This is a genomic window from Pseudomonas sp. 22082 (assembly GCF_052046055.1).
Lineage (GTDB): Bacteria > Pseudomonadota > Gammaproteobacteria > Pseudomonadales > Pseudomonadaceae > Aquipseudomonas > Aquipseudomonas pharyngis.
In genome coordinates this window covers 114,005-132,560 of the sequence record NZ_JBQEQB010000013.1, presented here as the reverse complement: position 1 = coordinate 132,560, position 18,556 = coordinate 114,005, and the positions used below count along the sequence as shown (strand labels likewise).

Below are 18,556 nucleotides of genomic sequence, written 5' to 3'. Positions count from 1 at the left end.
ATGAACCTGTCCCCTCTCAACCGCCGGCGCTTCGAACTGTTCAAGGCCAACAAGCGTGGCTGGTGGTCGCTGTGGCTGTTTCTGATCCTGTTCGGCCTGAGCCTCGGTGCCGAGCTGATCGCCAACGACAAGCCGCTGGTGGTGCACTACGACAACAACTGGTACTTCCCGGCGATCAAGCGCTACCCGGAAACCACTTTCGGCGGCGAATTCCCGCTGGAAGCCAACTACAAGAGCCCGTATATCCGCGAACTGCTCAAGGCCAAGGATGCGTGGGTGCTGTGGGCGCCGATTCCGTTCAGTTACCAGAGCATCAACTACGACCTGAAAGTCCCGGCTCCCGCCCCGCCGTCGGCGGACAACCTGCTGGGCACCGACGATCAGGGCCGCGATGTGCTGGCGCGCGTGATCTACGGTTTCCGGGTCTCGGTGCTGTTCGCCCTGACCCTGACCGTGCTCAGCTCGATCATCGGCGTGATCGCCGGCGCCTTGCAGGGCTTCTATGGCGGCTGGGTCGATCTGGCCGGCCAGCGTTTCCTGGAGATCTGGTCGGGGTTGCCGGTGCTGTACCTGCTGATCATTCTTGCCAGTTTCGTCCAGCCGAACTTCTGGTGGCTGCTGGGGATCATGCTGCTGTTCTCATGGATGAGCCTGGTGGACGTGGTGCGCGCCGAGTTCCTGCGCGGGCGTAACCTCGAATACGTGCGCGCAGCCCGGGCGCTGGGCATGCAGAACGGCGCGATCATGTTCCGCCACATCCTGCCCAACGCGATGGTTTCGACCATGACCTTCATGCCCTTCATCCTGACCGGCGCCATCGGCACCCTCACCGCCCTGGACTTCCTCGGTTTCGGCTTGCCGGCCGGCAGTCCGTCGCTGGGTGAACTGGTGGCCCAGGGCAAATCCAACCTGCAGGCGCCGTGGCTGGGCATGAGCGCGTTTGCGGTGCTGGCGCTGATGTTGAGTTTGCTGGTGTTCATCGGCGAGTCCGCTCGCGATGCCTTCGACCCGAGGAAGTGACATGAATCAGGACAATCTGATCGAAATCCGCGACCTGGCCGTCGAATTCGGCATCGGTGATCGCGTGCAACGGGTGGTCGAAGGCGTGAGTTTCGACATCAAGCGCGGCGAAACCCTGGCGCTGGTGGGCGAATCAGGCTCGGGCAAGTCGGTGACGGCGCATTCGATCCTGCGCCTTCTGCCCTACCCGCTGGCGCGGCATCCGGCCGGCAGCATCAACTATTCCGGGCAAAACCTGCTGGAGCTGGGCGAAAAGACCATCCGTCACATTCGTGGCAACCGGATCGCGATGATCTTTCAGGAACCGATGACCTCGCTCAACCCGCTGCACTCGATCGAGAAGCAGATCAACGAGGTGCTGGGCATCCACAAGGGCCTGACCGGCAAGGTCGCGACCAAGCGCACGCTGGAGCTGCTGGAGATGGTCGGCATCCCCGAGCCGCACAAGCGCCTCAAGGCCCTGCCCCACGAATTGTCCGGCGGCCAGCGCCAGCGGGTGATGATCGCCATGGCCCTGGCCAACGAGCCGGAACTGCTGATTGCCGACGAGCCGACCACCGCGCTGGACGTGACCGTTCAGCTGAAAATCCTCGACCTGCTCAAGGAATTGCAGGCTCGATTGGGCATGGCACTGTTACTGATCAGTCACGATTTGAACCTCGTGCGAAGAATTGCGCATCGTGTATGTGTCATGCAGCGCGGTTGCATCGTCGAACAGGCATCGTGCGAAGAGCTGTTCCGTTCGCCGCAGCATCCGTACACTCGGGAACTGCTTGGCGCGGAGCCCAGCGGAGGCCCGGCGAGCAATAAAATCGGGGCGCCGCTGCTTGAAGTCGAGGATCTGAAAGTCTGGTTCCCGATCAAGAAAGGCCTGCTCAAGCGCACGGTGGATCACGTCAAGGCAGTGGACGGCATCAATTTCAGCCTGCCCCAGGGTCAGACTCTGGGGATCGTGGGGGAAAGCGGTTCCGGCAAATCCACCCTTGGCCTGGCGATCCTTCGGTTGATCGGCAGCCAGGGCGGGATCCGTTTTGAGGGCAAGCAGCTAGACTGCCTGACGCAGAGCGAGGTCCGGCCGCTGCGCCGGGAGATGCAGGTGGTGTTTCAGGATCCGTTCGGCAGCCTGAGCCCGCGGATGTGCGTGAATGACATCGTTGGCGAAGGTCTGCGGATCCACAGGATGGGCACCGCCGCCGAGCAGGAAGCGGCAATTATTGCGGCATTGAAGGAGGTAGGTCTGGATCCGGAAACCCGGCACCGCTACCCCCACGAATTTTCCGGTGGGCAGCGGCAGCGGATTGCCATTGCCCGGGCCCTGGTGCTCAAACCGGCGCTGATCCTGCTGGACGAGCCGACCTCGGCCCTCGACCGGACGGTGCAGCGGCAAGTGGTGGAGCTGTTGCGTTCACTGCAAGCCAAGTACAACCTGACGTATTTGTTCATCAGCCATGACCTGGCTGTTGTGAAAGCGCTGAGCCACCAGCTGATGGTGGTCAAGCATGGCCAAGTGGTCGAACAGGGAGACGCGCAAAGTATCTTTGCCGCCCCCCAACATCCGTATACACAGCAGTTGCTGGAGGCCGCTTTCCTGGCACCAGCCACTGCGCAATAACCTGAAAGAGGAGCAACACATGGGTTTTCTCGCCGGTAAGCGCGTACTGATCGTCGGTGTCGCCAGCAAGCTGTCCATCGCATCCGGCATCGCTGCCGCCATGCATCGCGAGGGCGCTGAGCTTGCCTTCACTTATCAGAACGACAAACTGAAAGGTCGCGTAGAAGAGTTCGCACAGGGCTGGGGCTCGAGCCCTGAGCTGTGCTTCCCGTGCGACGTGGCCAGCGATGAAGAAATCGCCAAGGTTTTCGAAGAACTGAGCAAGAAGTGGGACGGCCTGGACTGCATCGTGCACTCCGTCGGCTTCGCCCCGGGCGACCAACTGGACGGCGACTTCACCGAAGCCACCACCCGTGAAGGCTTCCGCATCGCTCACGACATCAGCGCCTACAGCTTCGTGGCCCTGGCCAAAGCCGGTCGCGAAATGATGAAAGGCCGCAACGGCAGCCTGCTGACCCTGTCCTACCTGGGCGCCGAGCGCACCATGCCGAACTACAACGTGATGGGCATGGCCAAGGCGTCGCTGGAAGCCGGCGTGCGTTACCTCGCCGGCTCCCTGGGCCCGGACGGCACCCGCGTCAACTGCGTATCGGCCGGCCCGATCCGCACCCTGGCGGCTTCCGGCATCAAGAACTTCCGCAAGATGCTGGCCGCCAACGAAGCGCAAACTCCGCTGCGCCGCAACGTCACCATCGAAGAAGTCGGCAACGCCGGCGCCTTCCTGTGCTCCGACCTGGCGTCGGGCATCAGCGGTGAAATCATGTACGTGGACGGCGGTTTCAACACCACCGCCATGGGCAACATCGAAGAGTAATCTTCGGCTAGCCGCTAAAAAACCCGCCAGTTCTGGCGGGTTTTTTTGCTCGCGGGTCCCCTTCATCCCACGAAACCCAACACCTGCGCCGGCGGTTTACCCGCAGGATCAATCTCGTCAGCAGCAGCGATGATTCTCCCTGTATTGCTCTGGACGATGCAGTCATTCATGCGCCACCCCTCCAACCTGGCAACGCCTCCAACCCCGAAGTTATCATCGAGTTTACCGTCTTCCAGAATACGCAGAAGGGTCAGCACAAGGTCGGAACGCACCCCCACAATGATGCTTCCATCTGGTGGAACGACCACGTTTTGAATAGTCACGAAGCGTCCATTAATGTCGGTCCACAGTACTTGGCCATTGTTGAAACGGGGATCGGGCGTTCCATCATTCTGCAAGCGTACAGTTGCGACGCTAATTCCTTCGGCAGAGTGTACGGATGCCGCAAAGGTTATTCCGTGACGCGATACGCCTATGTTGTTAAATAAACTGAATCCCTCAGAAATCTTGTACAGACCGCCTGTTGCAAACCCTTTGTCCAACTTTCCGCTTTCGTCATAACTAGCCAGAACACTTTTGGCTTCTGATTCATTGCCGGTGGAGTTATCGAGCGATCCACTGACTATGAACCCTCCCTGCAGCTTCGGCTTGATGCTCTCGATACTCGAGTAGCGTGCGTTGTCGAATATGATCTTAACTTCGCCATTTCCACCGAATGTATCGTCAAGATCGCCATTAGGGAGATAGCAGCGGATGGTTCCACTCCCCTTAACGGGAGCTCCTGTTCCATCATGCAGAATGTGGCTTTGACCCAACAGGACACGCCCATCGGAGAGGGCACAGCCCTTTGCTTCGTGAGTTGTCACACTTTGCCCAGGGTCAAGTGGAATGTCGGGAAAGATTTTCGTGCCAAAGACCAGATTCTGACTGCCGTGCTCATTGAACTTCGTGACTGCAGCTAACCGGTTAAAGCCATCGCCAGTGCTACCGATAGCAACGATACCGTCATCGTCTTGAATGGCAAGTTGACGCGAAGCGGAATATTTTGGCCCATATTGCCAAGGTGGATTCGCGAATGAAGGGTCGATAGAACCATCGCCGTAGGCCCGAATCAGCTTCAATCCGTCTCCCGAATCATGAACATAAACAATACGTCCAGTTTTTGTCTCCACCACGGAGCCGCAACTGCCTGGTCCGATATGAATGACTCCATTTTTGGCAAAAGTTGGATCCAGATCACCAGCATTGCGATGTGTTTTGGCCAGGGTTGACATGGGGTTTTCCTCTGATTGTCAATATTCTCCGCCCTGAGAAAAAACAACCAGTCTTCCCGACTCCGGCAGAATGTCTTTTACAGCGCCCACGCTAACGCCTGATAACAGATAAAGACACTGTCAGGACTGACAGTTGACTTTCATCAGAAAGGCTTTTCGCTTTCGATCTGCAGACATTTGCTGAACATTATTCGCAGCGGCAAGTTGCGGCAGCTGTATCGCTGGATGATCAATCGCATGCCGCCCGGTGCGATCGAACAGACGCACGCCCAAGGCCTGCTCCAGATTGCGGATCTGCGCGCTGACAGCTGATTGCGCCAGGCCGACATGCAGACCGGCCGCCGCAAACGTGCCATGCCGTGCCACCGCCAGAAAGGTTTTCAGTTCACGCAGCATGGGCGTCTAGACTGATCGAAATAATTTGAGCTCGGCGCAAAAACTATCGTCTTTCAATCGAAAAGCACGGCGCTAGACTCAGTTCATCCCAACCGTTGAAATACGCCTGCTGTGGGAGCGAGCTTGCTCGCGATGAGGTCAGCACTAGCAACGCTTCAACGCCTGCTTGTGCTCATACATTGCCGCATCCGCATCCGCCAGCAACTTATCCACGGTGTCATGGCGCTGCGGGTTGTATTCGATCTGGCCGACGCTGAAGCGAATCGCGTAGCCGCGGTGCAACGTGGCATTGCGCTCTTCGAGGATTTCCTTGAGTCGCGCCATGATCGCCGTCGTTTCGACATGGCTTGAGCCGGTCAGCAACGCCACGAACTCATCACCGCCTAGCCGTCCCACCACATCGCTCTCGCGAAAGGCGATGCGCAGCACATCGGCGAAAGTCTTGAGCGCGCTGTCGCCCTCGGCATGGCCGTAAAGGTCGTTGATCTGCTTGAGTCATTGAGGTCGAAAAACAGCAGCGTTGCCGGTTTTTCCAGCCGTGCGCAGGCGTCCAGCGCGTGCTGGGCCAGCATCTTGAAGCCGCGACGGTTGGACAGAAGCGTCAGCTCGTCCATGCTCGCCATCTGCACGGCCATCAGTTCCTGCTCGGCCATGCCGGCCAGATCGCGCAACAGGGCACGCTCCTCTTCGTCGAGATCGCGGGGTTTGGTGTCGATCAGGCACAAAGTGCCCATCTTGTTGCCGCTGGGTACGGTCAGCGGATAACCGGCGTAAAACCGGATGTTCGGCTCCCCGGTAACCAAAGGGTTGTCGTGGAAACGCTCGTCCTCTCGGGCGTCAGGTACCAGCATGAGCTCGTCCCTGAGAATCGCATGGCCACAGAATGAAACAGAGCGTGGCGTTTCGGTCGTGTCCAGACCCACGCAGGACTTGAACCATTGCCGCTCCTTGTCCACCAGCGTGACCAGCGCGATCGGCACGTTGAACAGCCGCTTGGCCAGTCGCGTCAGCCGGTCGAAGCGCTCTTCCGGTGCGGAATCGAGCAATTTCAAATCATGCAGCACTTGAACTCGGACAGCTTCATTGGCGGGTTTGCCGGGTACCAGCATCACACACTCCTTTGTCGTCGATGCAGTTGAGCGTAGCCCGAATCAGCGATGACTCAACCTCTCATTCGCCGGCCACCGGACACGGCCCGCCTGCATCGGCCCAAAGCTTGAACTGGGTCACGAAGATATCGTGCGGCACCGGCACCGGCGCGCGCCCTGCCCCGGGACTCCAGCCCCAGAGCACCAGTTTGTCCTCGCTGACGTGTTTGATCAGCGCGGCGAAATCGCGGTCACCGTTGCTGGCGCGGTCCTTGATCATTGCGCACAAACGATCCGGCGGCAGACCGATCCAGGCCATTTTGTGCGCGGCCGGCGGCAGGCTCCAGTGCGGCGCACCCGGTGGCGCGTGAGGGCCGTAACTGGCCGGCGGATTGCTTTCGGCGTGGCAGGTGGCGCAGGGCAAACCGGCGGCGCCCTTGCCGTCCATGCCGCGCACCACGTTCATCGCGTGGGGGATGCCGGCGTCGAACTGCAACGGCGAATCACCGGGAATGTGGCAGTTCTGGCAGCGCGGGCTCTGGAAGACTTTCTGCACCGTGCCGAAAGCTTTCAAGGCGTCCTGATCGTCGGCAAACAGATCCGAGGCGTAACCGCCCAGCCCAAGCAGAATCACCGTGCCCAACAACAGATGTCGTTTCATCTCACACCCCCGACATTTGCAGTGGCAGTTCCCGCAGGCGCTGCCCGGTCAGGGCGAACACTGCGTTGGCCACCGCCGGCGCCGTGGGCGGCACACCCGCCTCGCCGATGCCGCCGGGCTTCTCGCTGCTCGGCACGATGTGCACCTCGACCAGCGGCATTTCATTGAGCCGCAACACCTGATAGTCGTGATAGTTGGACTGAACGACATGGCCGTCCTTGAGCGTCAGTTTGCTGTGCAGCGCCATGCCCAGGCCGAAGGTGATGCACGACTCCATCTGCGCCGCGATGCTCTGCGGGTTGACCGCAATCCCGCAGTCCACCGCGCACACCACCCGATGCACGCGGATCGCCAGATTGTCCTGGGACACTTCCGCCACCTGCGCCACATAGCTGCCGAACGACTCATGCACCGCCACGCCCAGCGCATGGCCGTCCGGCAGCGGGGCTTTCCAGTTGGCCTTCTCCACCGCCAGGTTCAACACGCCGAGATGCCGGGCATGATCCTTGAGCAGCGTTCGTCGGTACTCCACCGGATCCTTGCCCGCCGCCGTGGCCATTTCATCGATCAGCGATTCCATGACAAACGCGGTGTGGCTATGGCCCACCGAACGCAGCCAGAGCACGTTGATGCCGGTGGTCGGCGAGTGCAGATCGACCTGATGATGGGCCAAGCCCTTGATGTACGGGCTGTCGGAAACGCCCTCGACCGACGTCTGGTCGACGCCGTTCTTGACCATGGTTTTCTCGAGCATGGTGCCGGCCATGATCGATTGCCCGACCAGCACATGCTGCCAGGCCAGCGGCAGGCCGTCGGCGCCGAGGCCGATTTTCGCCTGATGCAGAAACATCGAGCGGTAGTAACCACCGCGAATATCGTCTTCGCGCGACCACACGGTTTTCACCGGCATCGCCGCAGCCTTCGCCACTTGCACCGCTTCGGCGACAAAGTCCGAGGTCGGGTTGGCTCGGCGACCAAAACCACCACCGAGAAATTCGGTGTGGATCTCCACCTGCTCCGGCTTGAGCCCGGTGATCTTGCCGGCAACCATCTGATCCAGCGTCTGGAACTGGGTACCGGTCCAGATCTCGCACTTGTCGGCGCTGATCTTCACCGTGCAGTTGAGCGGCTCCATCGGCGCATGGGCCAGGTACGGCACGCTGTATTCGACGTCGATTTTCTTCGCTGCCTTGCCGAAATTGCCCTTGGCATCGCCGGCCTGCGCCGCCGAGGTGCCCGGTGTAGCCGCCAGTTTGCGGAAACTCGCCAACAGCTTTTCACTGCTCAGATCAGCGTTCGGCCCCAGATCCCAATCGACCTTCAGCGCATCGCGACCGAGTTTCGCCGCCCAGTAATGCTCGGCGACCACCGCGACACCGCTCGGCACTTGCACCACTTTGTGCACGCCGGGAATCGCCAGGGCTTCTGCGCCCTCAAAGGATTTCACCGTGGCGCCGAACGCCGGCGCCCGGGCAACCATCGCGGTCATCAATCCGTCGAACTGCACGTCCATGCCGAATTTGGCGCGACCGGTGATTTTTTCCGGGGTGTCGAGGCGTTTGGTGGGTTTGCCGATGACTTTCCAGTCCTTGGCTTCTTTAAAGGTGATCGACTTCGGATCCGGCACCGGCAGTTGACCGGCGGCGTCCGCCAGCTCGCCGTAGGTGGCGCGGTTATCGCCGGCAATCACCACACCGGATTCGGTGCGAATCGTCGACGGCGCCACGTTGAAGCGCTTGGCCGCCGCCTCGATCAGCATCTGCCGCGCCGTGGCACCGGCGAGCCGGTAACGGTCGAACTCCATCCAGGTTGAAGTGGAGCCGCCGGTAATCTGCATTCCGCCAAAACCGGGCATGCCGTAATCGGCCGCCGAGGCTGGCGAGTGTTCGACGCGAATCTTCGACCAGTCGGCGTCCAGCTCTTCGGCGATCAACATGGTCAGGCCGGTCCAGATGCCCTGGCCCATTTCCGAATGGCCAAGCAGCACGGTAACGCTGTTGTCCGCCGCAATCCTCAGGAACGCGTTCGGCGCAAACACCTTGCCTTCATTCTCGGCCGCCATGGCAAAGCGGTTGCCGCCAGGCACCACGAACGCCACCACCAGACCACCGCCAAGCACGGCGCTGCCCTTGAGAAATCCACGACGGGATACAGGACTGTTCATCACTCACCTCCCCTCGCTCAGCCGATGTCGGCAGCACGTTTGACCGCCGCGCGGATTCTTGGATACGTGCCGCAGCGGCAGATGTTGCCGGAGAGCGCCTGATCGATGTCGCTGTCGGTGGGTTTGGGGATTTTCGCCAGCAACGCGGCGGCGGACATGATCTGCCCGGACTGGCAGTAACCGCACTGCACCACGTCCAGCTCGGCCCAGGCCTGCTGCACCGGGTGCGAACCGTCGCTGGACAGGCCTTCGATGGTGAGGATTTTCTGGCCATGGGCGACAGCCGTGGCCGGGGTGATGCAGGAGCGCAGCGGTGCGCCATCGACGTGCACGGTGCAGGCACCGCACTGGGCCATGCCGCAGCCGAATTTGGTACCGGTCAGGTGCGCGACATCGCGCAGGACCCAGAGCAACGGCATGTCCGCGGGGACATCGAGCTCCTGATCCTTGCCATTGATGTTCAAGGTCAGCATCGGGGACTTCCTCAGACTCACGGTGTTCTGAAGGGCGCTGCTACGGCCATCGTTGGCGGTGCGCGCCTCGGCTTATCCCTTTCAGCTAAGCGCATTTTGACCCGACGACCAGCCGCCGCGACCACCGGTCATCCGGCACCGTTCGGAAAATCATCGATCAGGGTGTCGTTTTTGCTCCTACAGTTGATACCGCTTGTCACCGCAAGAACTGCCCTTTCACACTTTCCAGGAGTCGCGAACATGGGATTTGTCACAACGAAAGACGGCGTCGAAATCTTCTACAAGGACTGGGGGCCCAAGGACGCCCCGGTCATTCACTTCCACCACGGCTGGCCGCTGAGCGCGGACGACTGGGATGCGCAGATGCTGTTCTTCCTCGCGCAGGGATTCAGGGTCGTGGCCCATGATCGACGGGGCCACGGACGTTCGAGCCAGGTCTGGGACGGCCACGACATGGATCACTACGCCGATGATGTGGCGGCGGTGGTCAATCATCTGGGGACGCAGAAAGCCGTGCATGTGGGCCACTCCACAGGTGGCGGGGAAGTGATTCACTACATCGCCCGGCATGGCGAGGATCGGGTATCGAAAGCAGCGATCATCAGCGCCGTGCCGCCGCTGATGGTGAAAACCGAGAGCAACCCCAGCGGCCTGCCCAAATCAGTGTTCGACGATCTTCAGGCGCAACTGGCAGCCAATCGTGCGCAGTTCTATCGCGACGTGCCCAGCGGGCCGTTTTACGGCTACAACCGCCCTGGCGCCAAGCCATCGGAAGGGATCATTGCGAACTGGTGGCGCCAAGGCATGATCGGCAGTGCCAAGGCCCACTACGACGGCATCGTCGCCTTCTCGCAGACCGACTTCACCGCCGACCTCAAAAGCATCTCGATCCCGGTGCTGGTCATGCACGGCGACGATGACCAGATCGTGCCGTATAAAAACGCCGGTGTGCTGTCAGCGAAACTGCTGAAAAACAGCACGCTGAAGATCTATCCGGGCTTCCCCCACGGGATGCCGACCACCGAGGCTGCGACGATCAACGCGGATCTGCTGGCGTTCATTCGCGGCTGATCATACCCGCCGGGGTCAGGCGCCCTGCCTGACCCGGCTATTCTTCGGTTCGCCCCGTTCTCTCACGATCGCGCACGTAGTGTCTGGCCAATGGAAAGGCCGGTAGCCACGACTCGCGACGCACCGTCCACAGCTCGTACGTGGGCTGGAATTGATCCGGTGCATCCAGCGTCCCCAGATTCACCTCCACTTCATCGCCACTGCGGCCAAACACCGACGAGCCACAGCGCGGACAGAAATGCCGCCCCGCGTAGTCATGGGTCTCGCCGCTGATCGTCACCGCCGCCTCGGGAAAGATTGCCGACGCGGCAAACAGCGCGCCCTGGTGTTTGCGGCAGTCAAGACAATGGCAAACGCCAACCCTGTAGGGTCGCCCTGACGCCTCGATCCGCACTTCGCCGCACAGACAACCGCCGGTCAATCGGTCCATGGGACACCTCCGCCTGAAAATGGAATATCCGGTGAGTGAAAATAGCAGCCCATAGGGGGAACGCTTACAATCGTGGCCCATTAACACTATCCAGGCAGACCTGTCCTTTCATGGCGCTCGATCCTCTCACGATGCTCACCATTTCCACCGCCCTGGCCGCGGCGGCCGCCCTGTATCTGGCGGTCGAATGGCGCAGTATCCGCGAATCTTCTCTGCTGTTCTGGAGCGCCGGTTTCGCCACCATCACCGTCGGCTCGAGCCTGGCCCTGTTGCGCGCCAACGGTTATCCGCTGATCGGCATCTGGTTCGCCAACGGCCTGCTGGTGGTCGCGCACTGGCTGTTTCTGCTGGGAGTCGCGCGGTTTACCCAGCAGCGCTTGTCGCGGGCCTGGTACCTGATGTTCCTGCTCTGGCTGGCGTTGCTGCTGTTACCGGAAGATCCGTCGTGGTCGAAGATCATGCTGATGGCCAACTCGCTGCTGGTGGCCGCGCCGATGCTGCGGGCCAGCCTGTTGCTGCGCCCGCACGGCAAATCGTTGAGCGTCGGCGCGGTACAGTTGCGTTACGTGCTGCTGGTCCACGGCGCGTTCTATTTCACCAAGGCGATCATCGCGGTGATTCCCGGCACGCTGATCGACCTGGCGTCGCTGCGCGGCGAGATCATTCAGATTTCCCTGGTAGAGGGCGCGATGGCGATCATGCTGATCGCGCTGTCGATGACCGGCACCGAGCGCTACCGGCGGGAAAAGCAGATTGCCGAACTGGCCGCCCGGGACCCGCTGACCGCGCTGTACAACCGCCGCGCGCTGGAAGTCCGCGCACCGCGCCTGCTCGACGAAGTCTCCAGCGCCCGCCCGGGCGCGCTGCTGCTGATCGACATCGACAATTTCAAACTGATCAACGACCTGTACGGCCACACCGCCGGCGACCGGTTGCTCATCGCCCTCAGCGAAATGATCCGCGCGGTCCTGCCCAAAGGCGCACTGGCCGCACGGCTGGGCGGTGACGAATTCGTGATGCTGCTGGGTGATGCGTCCCACGCACAAATCATGGTGCTGGGCAGTGCGCTGCGTGAGCAGTTCCAACAGATGACTTCCCAGAGCTACACCACCCCGCAGGCGGTCACCCTGAGTATCGGCGCCAAAGTGTTCGATCAGCCGCCGGCCAGCCTCGCAGCGTTGATCGAACAGGGTGACAGCGCGCTCTACGAATCCAAGCGCAGCGGTCGCAACCGGATTCAGCTCGCCGACTACACCTGACCTATCCTTGTCTGCATCCCGCGATCCGGAGCCCGTCATGTCCTCGCCTGAATCCACCCTCCTCCAGAGCTGGCACCACAACGCCCGGGCCTGGACCGAAGCCGTGCGCAGCGGCGCCATCGAAAGCCGTCGGCAGGTGACCGATCAGGCCATACTGCTGGCGGTAATGGGGCGTCAGCCGGAGCGCGTGCTCGACCTGGGATGCGGCGAAGGCTGGCTGTTGCGGGCGCTGGCCGAGCGAGGACTCGAGGCGGTCGGCGTAGACGGTGATCCGACGCTGGTCGAGGCCGCGCGGGTGGCCGGTTCATCGCCCGTGCATGTCGCCAGTTACGAAGACTTGGTTGAAGCGAAGGTCGACATCGGCCGCGATTACGACCTGATCTGCGCCAACTTTTCCCTGCTGCAGCAGGACATCATTCCGCTGCTCGCGGCGATGAATGCCCTGCTCGTGCCCGGCGGTGCGCTGGTGATCCAGACGCTGCATCCGTGGTCGGTGGCTGCCGGTGATTATCAAGACGGCTGGCGGGAAGAAACCTTCGACGGACTCCAGGGCGATTGGCAGCCGATGCCGTGGTATTTCCGCACCTTGTCCAGCTGGCTCAATGCGCTGGACATGGCCGGCCTGCAGTTGACCGGCCTGCGCGAGCCGCAGCATCCGCAAAGCCCGGTGCCGCAGTCGTTGCTGATGATTGCCGAGCGTCGCGGCTAAAAAGCTACAGCCTCGGTTTGAGCAGGATCGCGGTGTAATGCCGCAAAAACAGCGCGAACCCCGCGCACCAGAGCACCACTGACAGCCCCAGCCCCAGACTGGAAAACGGCACCAGCAACACCCGGCAACCCGCCGCGATCAGCACCAGCGCAAAGCCCAGCACCATGCCTTTCGATGGCTGCAACAACCGGCCGGTATGCCCAAGGCTGACCCGCGCAATCATCGCCAGAATCAACCCGCCCACCCCGCCGACCGCCAATGCATGGGTCGCCAGGCTTTGCTGGCCGATCAAGCCGAGATGCCACAGCGCCATGGCCCAGGTTGCCAGCGCCATCCAGGCGTAAGCCAGATACAGCGACCACAGCAGCGGCACCCGCCACATCCCGCGATCATGCCAGCGGATCAGCCGCATCAACTGCAAACTGCCGGTCAGCACAAACAAGCCTGCCAGCCACAGCCGGGGGGAATCATTGAGGCCTGCCGCAAAAGTGACAGCGGTCAGCAGGCTGCCGATCAACAGCAAGCGGGTTGGCAGTGGGTTGGCGGCCGGCGCCGGTGGACGGTTCAAGCCGCGCTGGATGAAAAACGGAATCACCCGCCCACCGATCACGCTCATCAGCGCTGCCACCAGCCACAAAGCGCCCAGAACACCCTGGCGTTGCAGGCCGGCGTCGTCGTTGTACAGGCCAATCAAAGTCAGCGCCTGACAACCCGCCATCAACCCGAGCACCAACACAATCGGATAGTTGTCGCGCTTGCGGGCAGCGACCAGATCCCGTCCCAGCATCACCGCCAGCAGCGGCAGAAAACCCCATTGCAGCGCCAGAATCAGCCCGGTCGGCAACGGCAGCCACCAGGCCACACGCCCGAGTAGCCAGACCGACACCAGAGCGATCAACGCCCCGCCGCGCACGCCGGGAGTGCCGGTCCAGTTGGGCACCGCCGTCAGCAGAAACCCGGCAACGATCGCCGATGCGAATCCGAACGGCATCTCATGCCGATGCCATGCAAGCATGCCGCCCGCCGGTTGCAGATCGAACCAATTGCCGTAAAGCCACAGGCCCCAGATCAGGATCGCCAGCGCGGCGAATCCGGACCCGGCCAGAAACAGCGGCCGAAAGCCCAGGCTGAACAGCGGTGTATCGGCGAGTCTGCGCATGTTCAAGCCACCACGGCGGCGTGATGCTGACCCAGCCGATATTGCGACAGGAGGCGCATCACGTAGCCGATTTTGATCAGCGTCGGGCCGATGATGGTCATCGCATGCATCGCCACCAGCAACGCAATCGGCATGTGGCCCTGGTACAGATAAGCGCCGTAGATTCCGGCCAGCAACATGACCAGACCGGCTGCGAGCACTTTGCTCGACAGGTGCAGAACGTTCAGCGGATTCTCGAAGAAAGTGAACATGTTTCGTACTCCTGAGCGGATCAGTTTGTACGATTGATATATCAACTCTTGTGCCAGATTTTTTATCGTTAAAAATCAGCTAGATAATCCATAAGAAGTCAATATGACTCGACCAGGAAAGAGTCATATTGACTTCTATGTTTGTCATAACGACAACAATCGCCTTCAGGGTTGCTTTGCGTAAGCCCCTCTGAAATCAGAAAACTCGCCGGCCCCCTCCACTTGCACCGCTCCGTCGAGCAGCCGCAATCGATAGAGTGGCTCGGCGATCTGATCCTGACCAATCACCAGATTGCCCGCCTGCAACGGCCACTGCCGGTTCTCCTGACGGGGTGGCTTGCCCGGTTGCGTCACGGCCATCTGGATCAACGCCTGCTCACCCGCGCCCTTCTCGGTGGCCGGCACGATTTTGATCGTCAGCCACGCCGATCGCTCGTCCGGCGCCATCATCACGTAACGTCCTTCACGCTGATCGCCCGTGGGCGTCTGAAACTTTTGCGGTGCAACCCGGAATGCCGTCGGCCGTGCTTCGAAGATCAGAGACTTGTCGCCGTCGTGCCATGTTCCGCCCTGAAAGCCGTGCTCATCAGGCTCACCTGCCACGTACCAGTCGCCGGTGACACGGCCCTGGGCGTCCAGCTCATGCAGCAATACAGCTCCGTCATCGTAGGTCTCGCCCACCAGCCGAATCGGTTGGCCATTGCCCGTTTTCGTATAACGAACCTCGCCAATGTAGACGCCACCCAGCATCTGCCACCACAGCTCGAATGCGATCTTGCCGTCAAGCTTGCCCCGCAGCATCACCGGCGCTTCACCCACGGGCCCCTCAAGGCGACGCTGTTCCAGCCATCTGCCATCCTTCAACTCCCGCTGCGTGACGTCGGTATAACCCGCCGGCATCAGCGGGCTGCCTTCGGACGGCCGCTGCGTCACCTCGATGGTTTCGGTCACCTTGACCGGCGAATTGTTCTGCACCTGCCAGGTACGGCTCTGGCGCCAGCAGCAACCGCTTTTCGCGTGAGTGACCACGCGATGAGCGGCGGAATCGACTTCGAACAACCCCAGATACGGTTCGCGAGTCAGCTCCGACAATGCCTTGTTCGGCACCAGTACCGGGCTCGACGGATCGAACAGATAGATGTCGTAGGACGCCGCGCCGTAGCCACCGTCGTTACCGTTACGGAGCGCCAGATCCTGGTGTCCATCGAAATTGAAGTCGCCAAACACCACCAGACGTTGCTCGTCGCATCGCAAGGCCTTGGCTGAATCGTTGAGCGGAACCAGGTCGACGGCATCGGCCGTGTCGATTCGTTGCAACACTTCGCCACTGGACTTGTCGCGCAGGATGACTTGTGCCGCCACTGGTTCGAAGTTCTGCGTCGGTGGATGCTCGATGGTCACATCGACGCTGTACCTGTTTGCCGGATCCGAGAGCTGACAGCTCAACGGTTCGGCACTGGCCGACGCGGCGGCAAACAGGCAGAAAAAAATCCATGTACGAGAGGCAACCATGATGCAGAGCGTCCTTGCGGCAAAATCGGGGCGGCAAGTCTAACGACAAACGTTTTGGGGCGCACTTGTCGATCTATGGCGCCTACGACCCGCTTCGGACTGACTACGCTATTAATCCAGCGTGTCCAACCTGCCGAGGATGACTGCCATGCAACGCTTTCAAAAGCTGACGCCGTGCCTGTGGTTCGACGATCAGGCGGAAGCGGCGGCGAAGTTTTACTGCTCGATCTTCGACCACTCGAAAATCACCGCCCTCACCCACTACAGCAAGGTCGGCCAGGAATTTCACGGCCGCCCGGAAGGCTCCGTCATGACAGTCAGTTTCGAACTCGACGGCCAGACTTTCACCGGGCTCAATGGCGGGCCGGTGTTCAAGTTCAATGAGGCGATCTCGTTTCAGGTCAATTGCCAGAACCAGGAAGAAGTCGATCATTTCTGGGGCAACCTCAGCGCCGGCGGGCCGGTGCAAGCGCAGCAATGCGGCTGGCTCAAGGACCAGTTCGGTGTGTCGTGGCAGATCGTGCCGGTGGCGTTCATGCACATGATGACCGACCCCGACCAGGCCAAAGTCCAACGGGCAATGCAGGCCATGTTCGGGATGAAAAAACTCGACATCGCCGAACTCGAGCGAGCCTTCGCCGGCCAGAGCTAATACACTCGGGCACTGGCCTGCCGAGAACCCCAACGATGAAACCCGCTGCCGCCAAAAACCCCGAACAAGCCCCGCGCTTCTGGCGCGACGACGCCCTGCCCTTCATCGAGGCCCGGACCATCGCCGATGGCCGCGAGGTCTGCTACTCACGACACTCCCACGCGCACTTTTCCATCGGCGCGATCACCGCCGGGCGCAGCACCTATGTGCATGAGCAATCCTCGTTCGAAGTGGCGGCCGGCACCGTGGTGCTGATGAATCCGGGGGACGTGCACGCATGTAACCCGATCGGTGACCAGCCGTGGTCGTATTTGATGTTGTATGTGGAAACGCCGTGGCTGACAGACTTGCAACACCAGTTGGGGTTCAGCGCGGAGCTTGAGTTTCGGCGGTTTGCCGATACCCATTTGAATGACGCCCGCCTGTTTCGCGACTTGAATGGGTTGTACAGCGTGTTGGTCGACGATCAGCAAGACGTGCTGTGCAAGCAGAGCGCAGCGGTGGAGTTTTTCAGCGAGCTGCAACTGCGCCTGAATCCCATCGAACCACCGTTGCGCGAACCGAACTGCAAACTCGAACGCGCCGCCGACTTCATCCGCCAGCACTGCACCGTGCTGCTCAGCCTCGACGATATTTGCGCGGCTGCCGAACTGTCACCGTCGTACCTGATCCGTGCTTTCAAACAGCACTTCGGCATGACGCCCCATGCGTTTTTGGTCAACCAGCGCATCCAGTTCGCCCGCGAGCGTCTGCGGCGCGGGCAGTTGATTGCGGATGTGGCGCTAGAGGCGGGGTTTGCCGATCAGGCGCATTTTCAGCGGGCGTTCAAGCAGCATTTGGCCGCTACGCCGGGGCAGTATCGGGGGTGAGAACCGTGCAGCTTCAATGCTGTTCTCGCTCCCGTGAATCAGACAACAAACTCGAAATTGTCCACGATAAGGTTGTCTCTCAAAGTACCGGCAATCTCGACGGTTCTGATCCCGGGCACAGTGAAGAGCATTTGTGCCGTCGCTGGAATATTAAGCAGTTGCATGGGTCTGGTTTCCAGCAAATTACCGTTACCGTCGTAACTGTAAGCCGTAGCGGGACGCAGCGTGGACGTGTACCAGAAGCTGACCCGAGAGTAAGTTGACTTGAGCCGAAACTGCGTGCGCTCCGTGGACTGATTATTGGGACTGATAAAAACGAAATGCCCTGAAATCGGCGGCATCGGGTAATTGTAAGTACCGATCGCCACGGCACCAGGCCCTGTAAACGAGATAGTCATGGTCGGGCAATCAATGATTTGCCCGGGTTGAACAATCACTTGCTGTGGCACTGTTTCGAAGTTCTCGCCCAACGCCTGCTGGCTGACCGTCAACCTCCACTCGGAGGTCGGCAACGAACTGGCATTTGCGCGCAGCTGGTAGTGATGCCCCCCCAGAGCTAGACCCTGAAACTGCTCGACGAATGCACCACTGGCATTGAATTGACTGTTCGGCTTACTCACAACAACGTTATTGTCGAGTATCTCGAATGGACTATGGGGCACGCCATCCCGACTTATCAGCTCAATGCCCGTGGATGAAGTTTGTCCCCCGTTCAAAATAGGGGTTCCACCGGGATAAGTAGTGCACCCGGCGAAGCTTGGAGTCTGGCTTGTCATGGAAACGCTCCTTGTTGGCAGGTAGGCCGACGCAGCATTGACCACATTCGACATATGCCATCGAACACCCACCGGCCAGAGTCACGCTACTGTCAACTCTGACAGTAGCGATGAGTGGTCATGGTGGTTCATCCGCTTTTCCAGACAGAAAAAAACGGCCTGCAGGCCGTTTCTTGTTCAACGCATCAGACAGTCGACTCCGCTGTCACCTCCAGATTATCCAGCGCCCGATTCACCGCCAGCTCCCCCAGCATGATCAGTTGCGCAATCCCCAGCAGCACATGCCGATGCGAGCCGTCCACCAAGCCGGCGAAGTCGGTGGCCATGGTTTTGGCCGAGGTCAGGGTTTCGCAGGCGTCGGCCAGC

General features: G+C 60.7%; 18 protein-coding genes and 2 pseudogenes. 8 read left to right on the top strand and 12 right to left on the bottom strand.

Annotated elements, in window-relative coordinates; all coding sequences use genetic code 11:
• Genes ACTJK9_RS16950 through fabI form a run of 3 tightly spaced genes read left to right on the top strand, consistent with a single transcriptional unit; the run spans position 1 to position 3,446 of the window.
• Positions 1-1,020 (top strand): ABC transporter permease, encoded by a 1,020-nt coding sequence (locus ACTJK9_RS16950; protein ID WP_007956945.1) that lies wholly within the window; start codon positions 1-3, stop codon positions 1,018-1,020.
• Between the two features lies 1 nt (position 1,021).
• Entirely contained in the window at positions 1,022-2,632 is a 1,611-nt protein-coding gene (locus ACTJK9_RS16945; protein WP_064382291.1) for an ABC transporter ATP-binding protein, read from the top strand.
• Positions 2,633-2,651: 19 nt separating this feature from the next.
• A complete protein-coding gene (fabI, locus tag ACTJK9_RS16940; RefSeq protein ID WP_003202751.1) occupies positions 2,652-3,446 on the top strand; it encodes an enoyl-ACP reductase FabI in 795 nt (264 codons plus the stop codon).
• A gap of 62 nt (positions 3,447-3,508) precedes the next feature.
• Here the strand turns inward: fabI and ACTJK9_RS16935 are convergent, their stop codons facing one another.
• The 6 genes and pseudogenes from ACTJK9_RS16935 to ACTJK9_RS16910 form a co-directional block, all read right to left on the bottom strand.
• On the bottom strand, positions 3,509-4,720 hold the full coding sequence (locus ACTJK9_RS16935; protein WP_143492978.1) for a hypothetical protein: 1,212 nt from the start codon (positions 4,718-4,720) through the stop codon (positions 3,509-3,511).
• Between the two features lie 213 nt (positions 4,721-4,933).
• Positions 4,934-5,116: pseudogene (locus ACTJK9_RS16930) on the bottom strand (helix-turn-helix domain-containing protein); the annotation flags it as partial.
• Between the two features lie 144 nt (positions 5,117-5,260).
• Positions 5,261-6,225: pseudogene (locus ACTJK9_RS16925) on the bottom strand (sensor domain-containing diguanylate cyclase).
• Between the two features lie 61 nt (positions 6,226-6,286).
• Entirely contained in the window at positions 6,287-6,865 is a 579-nt protein-coding gene (locus ACTJK9_RS16920; protein ID WP_085613065.1) for a hypothetical protein, read from the bottom strand.
• A 1-nt stretch (position 6,866) separates the two neighbouring features.
• Complete coding sequence (locus tag ACTJK9_RS16915; protein WP_440814983.1) at positions 6,867-9,029, bottom strand: molybdopterin cofactor-binding domain-containing protein; 2,163 nt, start codon at positions 9,027-9,029, stop codon at positions 6,867-6,869.
• A gap of 17 nt (positions 9,030-9,046) precedes the next feature.
• On the bottom strand, positions 9,047-9,502 hold the full coding sequence (locus ACTJK9_RS16910; RefSeq protein ID WP_007956954.1) for a (2Fe-2S)-binding protein: 456 nt from the start codon (positions 9,500-9,502) through the stop codon (positions 9,047-9,049).
• A gap of 240 nt (positions 9,503-9,742) precedes the next feature.
• On the opposite strand from ACTJK9_RS16910, the gene ACTJK9_RS16905 reads away from it, so the two are divergent.
• Positions 9,743-10,573, top strand: a complete 831-nt coding sequence (locus ACTJK9_RS16905) for an alpha/beta fold hydrolase (RefSeq protein WP_440814981.1) — start codon at positions 9,743-9,745, stop codon at positions 10,571-10,573.
• A gap of 37 nt (positions 10,574-10,610) precedes the next feature.
• Here the strand turns inward: ACTJK9_RS16905 and ACTJK9_RS16900 are convergent, their stop codons facing one another.
• On the bottom strand, positions 10,611-11,003 hold the full coding sequence (locus tag ACTJK9_RS16900) for a GFA family protein (protein WP_440814979.1): 393 nt from the start codon (positions 11,001-11,003) through the stop codon (positions 10,611-10,613).
• 110 nt (positions 11,004-11,113) lie between these two features.
• Between ACTJK9_RS16900 and ACTJK9_RS16895 the strand changes: the two genes are divergently transcribed.
• Positions 11,114-12,262 (top strand): GGDEF domain-containing protein, encoded by a 1,149-nt coding sequence (locus tag ACTJK9_RS16895; protein WP_440814977.1) that lies wholly within the window; start codon positions 11,114-11,116, stop codon positions 12,260-12,262.
• 37 nt (positions 12,263-12,299) lie between these two features.
• On the top strand, positions 12,300-12,971 hold the full coding sequence (locus ACTJK9_RS16890) for a class I SAM-dependent methyltransferase (protein WP_440814975.1): 672 nt from the start codon (positions 12,300-12,302) through the stop codon (positions 12,969-12,971).
• Between the two features lie 4 nt (positions 12,972-12,975).
• Here the strand turns inward: ACTJK9_RS16890 and ACTJK9_RS16885 are convergent, their stop codons facing one another.
• The 3 genes from ACTJK9_RS16885 to ACTJK9_RS16875 form a co-directional block, all read right to left on the bottom strand.
• Entirely contained in the window at positions 12,976-14,130 is a 1,155-nt protein-coding gene (locus ACTJK9_RS16885; RefSeq protein ID WP_440814973.1) for an NnrS family protein, read from the bottom strand.
• A 2-nt stretch (positions 14,131-14,132) separates the two neighbouring features.
• On the bottom strand, positions 14,133-14,381 hold the full coding sequence (locus ACTJK9_RS16880; RefSeq protein WP_085648912.1) for a transmembrane sensor/regulator PpyR: 249 nt from the start codon (positions 14,379-14,381) through the stop codon (positions 14,133-14,135).
• Between the two features lie 165 nt (positions 14,382-14,546).
• Positions 14,547-15,893 (bottom strand): XAC2610-related protein, encoded by a 1,347-nt coding sequence (locus ACTJK9_RS16875; protein WP_210709508.1) that lies wholly within the window; start codon positions 15,891-15,893, stop codon positions 14,547-14,549.
• 148 nt (positions 15,894-16,041) lie between these two features.
• Here ACTJK9_RS16875 and ACTJK9_RS16870 point away from each other — a divergent pair, with 148 nt between their 5' ends.
• The gene (locus tag ACTJK9_RS16870; RefSeq protein ID WP_440814970.1) at positions 16,042-16,545 is read left to right on the top strand and encodes a VOC family protein; all 504 of its coding nucleotides are present in this window, start codon (positions 16,042-16,044) and stop codon (positions 16,543-16,545) included.
• A 35-nt stretch (positions 16,546-16,580) separates the two neighbouring features.
• The gene (locus ACTJK9_RS16865; RefSeq protein ID WP_440814968.1) at positions 16,581-17,414 is read left to right on the top strand and encodes a helix-turn-helix domain-containing protein; all 834 of its coding nucleotides are present in this window, start codon (positions 16,581-16,583) and stop codon (positions 17,412-17,414) included.
• A 38-nt stretch (positions 17,415-17,452) separates the two neighbouring features.
• Here the strand turns inward: ACTJK9_RS16865 and ACTJK9_RS16860 are convergent, their stop codons facing one another.
• Positions 17,453-18,190: a hypothetical protein gene (locus ACTJK9_RS16860; protein ID WP_085613054.1), complete on the bottom strand. Its 738-nt coding sequence runs from the start codon at positions 18,188-18,190 to the stop codon at positions 17,453-17,455.
• A 185-nt stretch (positions 18,191-18,375) separates the two neighbouring features.
• Positions 18,376-18,556: DUF6124 family protein (locus tag ACTJK9_RS16855; protein ID WP_440814965.1), on the bottom strand; the 181-nt coding region annotated here is incomplete at its 5' end.

Coding starts and splice junctions, on each gene's coding strand:
- ACTJK9_RS16950 (WP_007956945.1), top strand. CDS start 1: ATGAACCTGTCCCCTCTCAACCGCCGGCGCTTCGAACTGTTCAAGGCC.
- ACTJK9_RS16945 (WP_064382291.1), top strand. CDS start 1,022: ATGAATCAGGACAATCTGATCGAAATCCGCGACCTGGCCGTCGAATTC.
- fabI (WP_003202751.1), top strand. CDS start 2,652: ATGGGTTTTCTCGCCGGTAAGCGCGTACTGATCGTCGGTGTCGCCAGC.
- ACTJK9_RS16935 (WP_143492978.1), bottom strand. CDS start 4,720: ATGTCAACCCTGGCCAAAACACATCGCAATGCTGGTGATCTGGATCCA.
- ACTJK9_RS16920 (WP_085613065.1), bottom strand. CDS start 6,865: ATGAAACGACATCTGTTGTTGGGCACGGTGATTCTGCTTGGGCTGGGC.
- ACTJK9_RS16915 (WP_440814983.1), bottom strand. CDS start 9,029: ATGAACAGTCCTGTATCCCGTCGTGGATTTCTCAAGGGCAGCGCCGTG.
- ACTJK9_RS16910 (WP_007956954.1), bottom strand. CDS start 9,502: ATGCTGACCTTGAACATCAATGGCAAGGATCAGGAGCTCGATGTCCCC.
- ACTJK9_RS16905 (WP_440814981.1), top strand. CDS start 9,743: ATGGGATTTGTCACAACGAAAGACGGCGTCGAAATCTTCTACAAGGAC.
- ACTJK9_RS16900 (WP_440814979.1), bottom strand. CDS start 11,003: ATGGACCGATTGACCGGCGGTTGTCTGTGCGGCGAAGTGCGGATCGAG.
- ACTJK9_RS16895 (WP_440814977.1), top strand. CDS start 11,114: ATGGCGCTCGATCCTCTCACGATGCTCACCATTTCCACCGCCCTGGCC.
- ACTJK9_RS16890 (WP_440814975.1), top strand. CDS start 12,300: ATGTCCTCGCCTGAATCCACCCTCCTCCAGAGCTGGCACCACAACGCC.
- ACTJK9_RS16885 (WP_440814973.1), bottom strand. CDS start 14,130: ATGCGCAGACTCGCCGATACACCGCTGTTCAGCCTGGGCTTTCGGCCG.
- ACTJK9_RS16880 (WP_085648912.1), bottom strand. CDS start 14,381: ATGTTCACTTTCTTCGAGAATCCGCTGAACGTTCTGCACCTGTCGAGC.
- ACTJK9_RS16875 (WP_210709508.1), bottom strand. CDS start 15,893: ATGGTTGCCTCTCGTACATGGATTTTTTTCTGCCTGTTTGCCGCCGCG.
- ACTJK9_RS16870 (WP_440814970.1), top strand. CDS start 16,042: ATGCAACGCTTTCAAAAGCTGACGCCGTGCCTGTGGTTCGACGATCAG.
- ACTJK9_RS16865 (WP_440814968.1), top strand. CDS start 16,581: ATGAAACCCGCTGCCGCCAAAAACCCCGAACAAGCCCCGCGCTTCTGG.
- ACTJK9_RS16860 (WP_085613054.1), bottom strand. CDS start 18,190: ATGACAAGCCAGACTCCAAGCTTCGCCGGGTGCACTACTTATCCCGGT.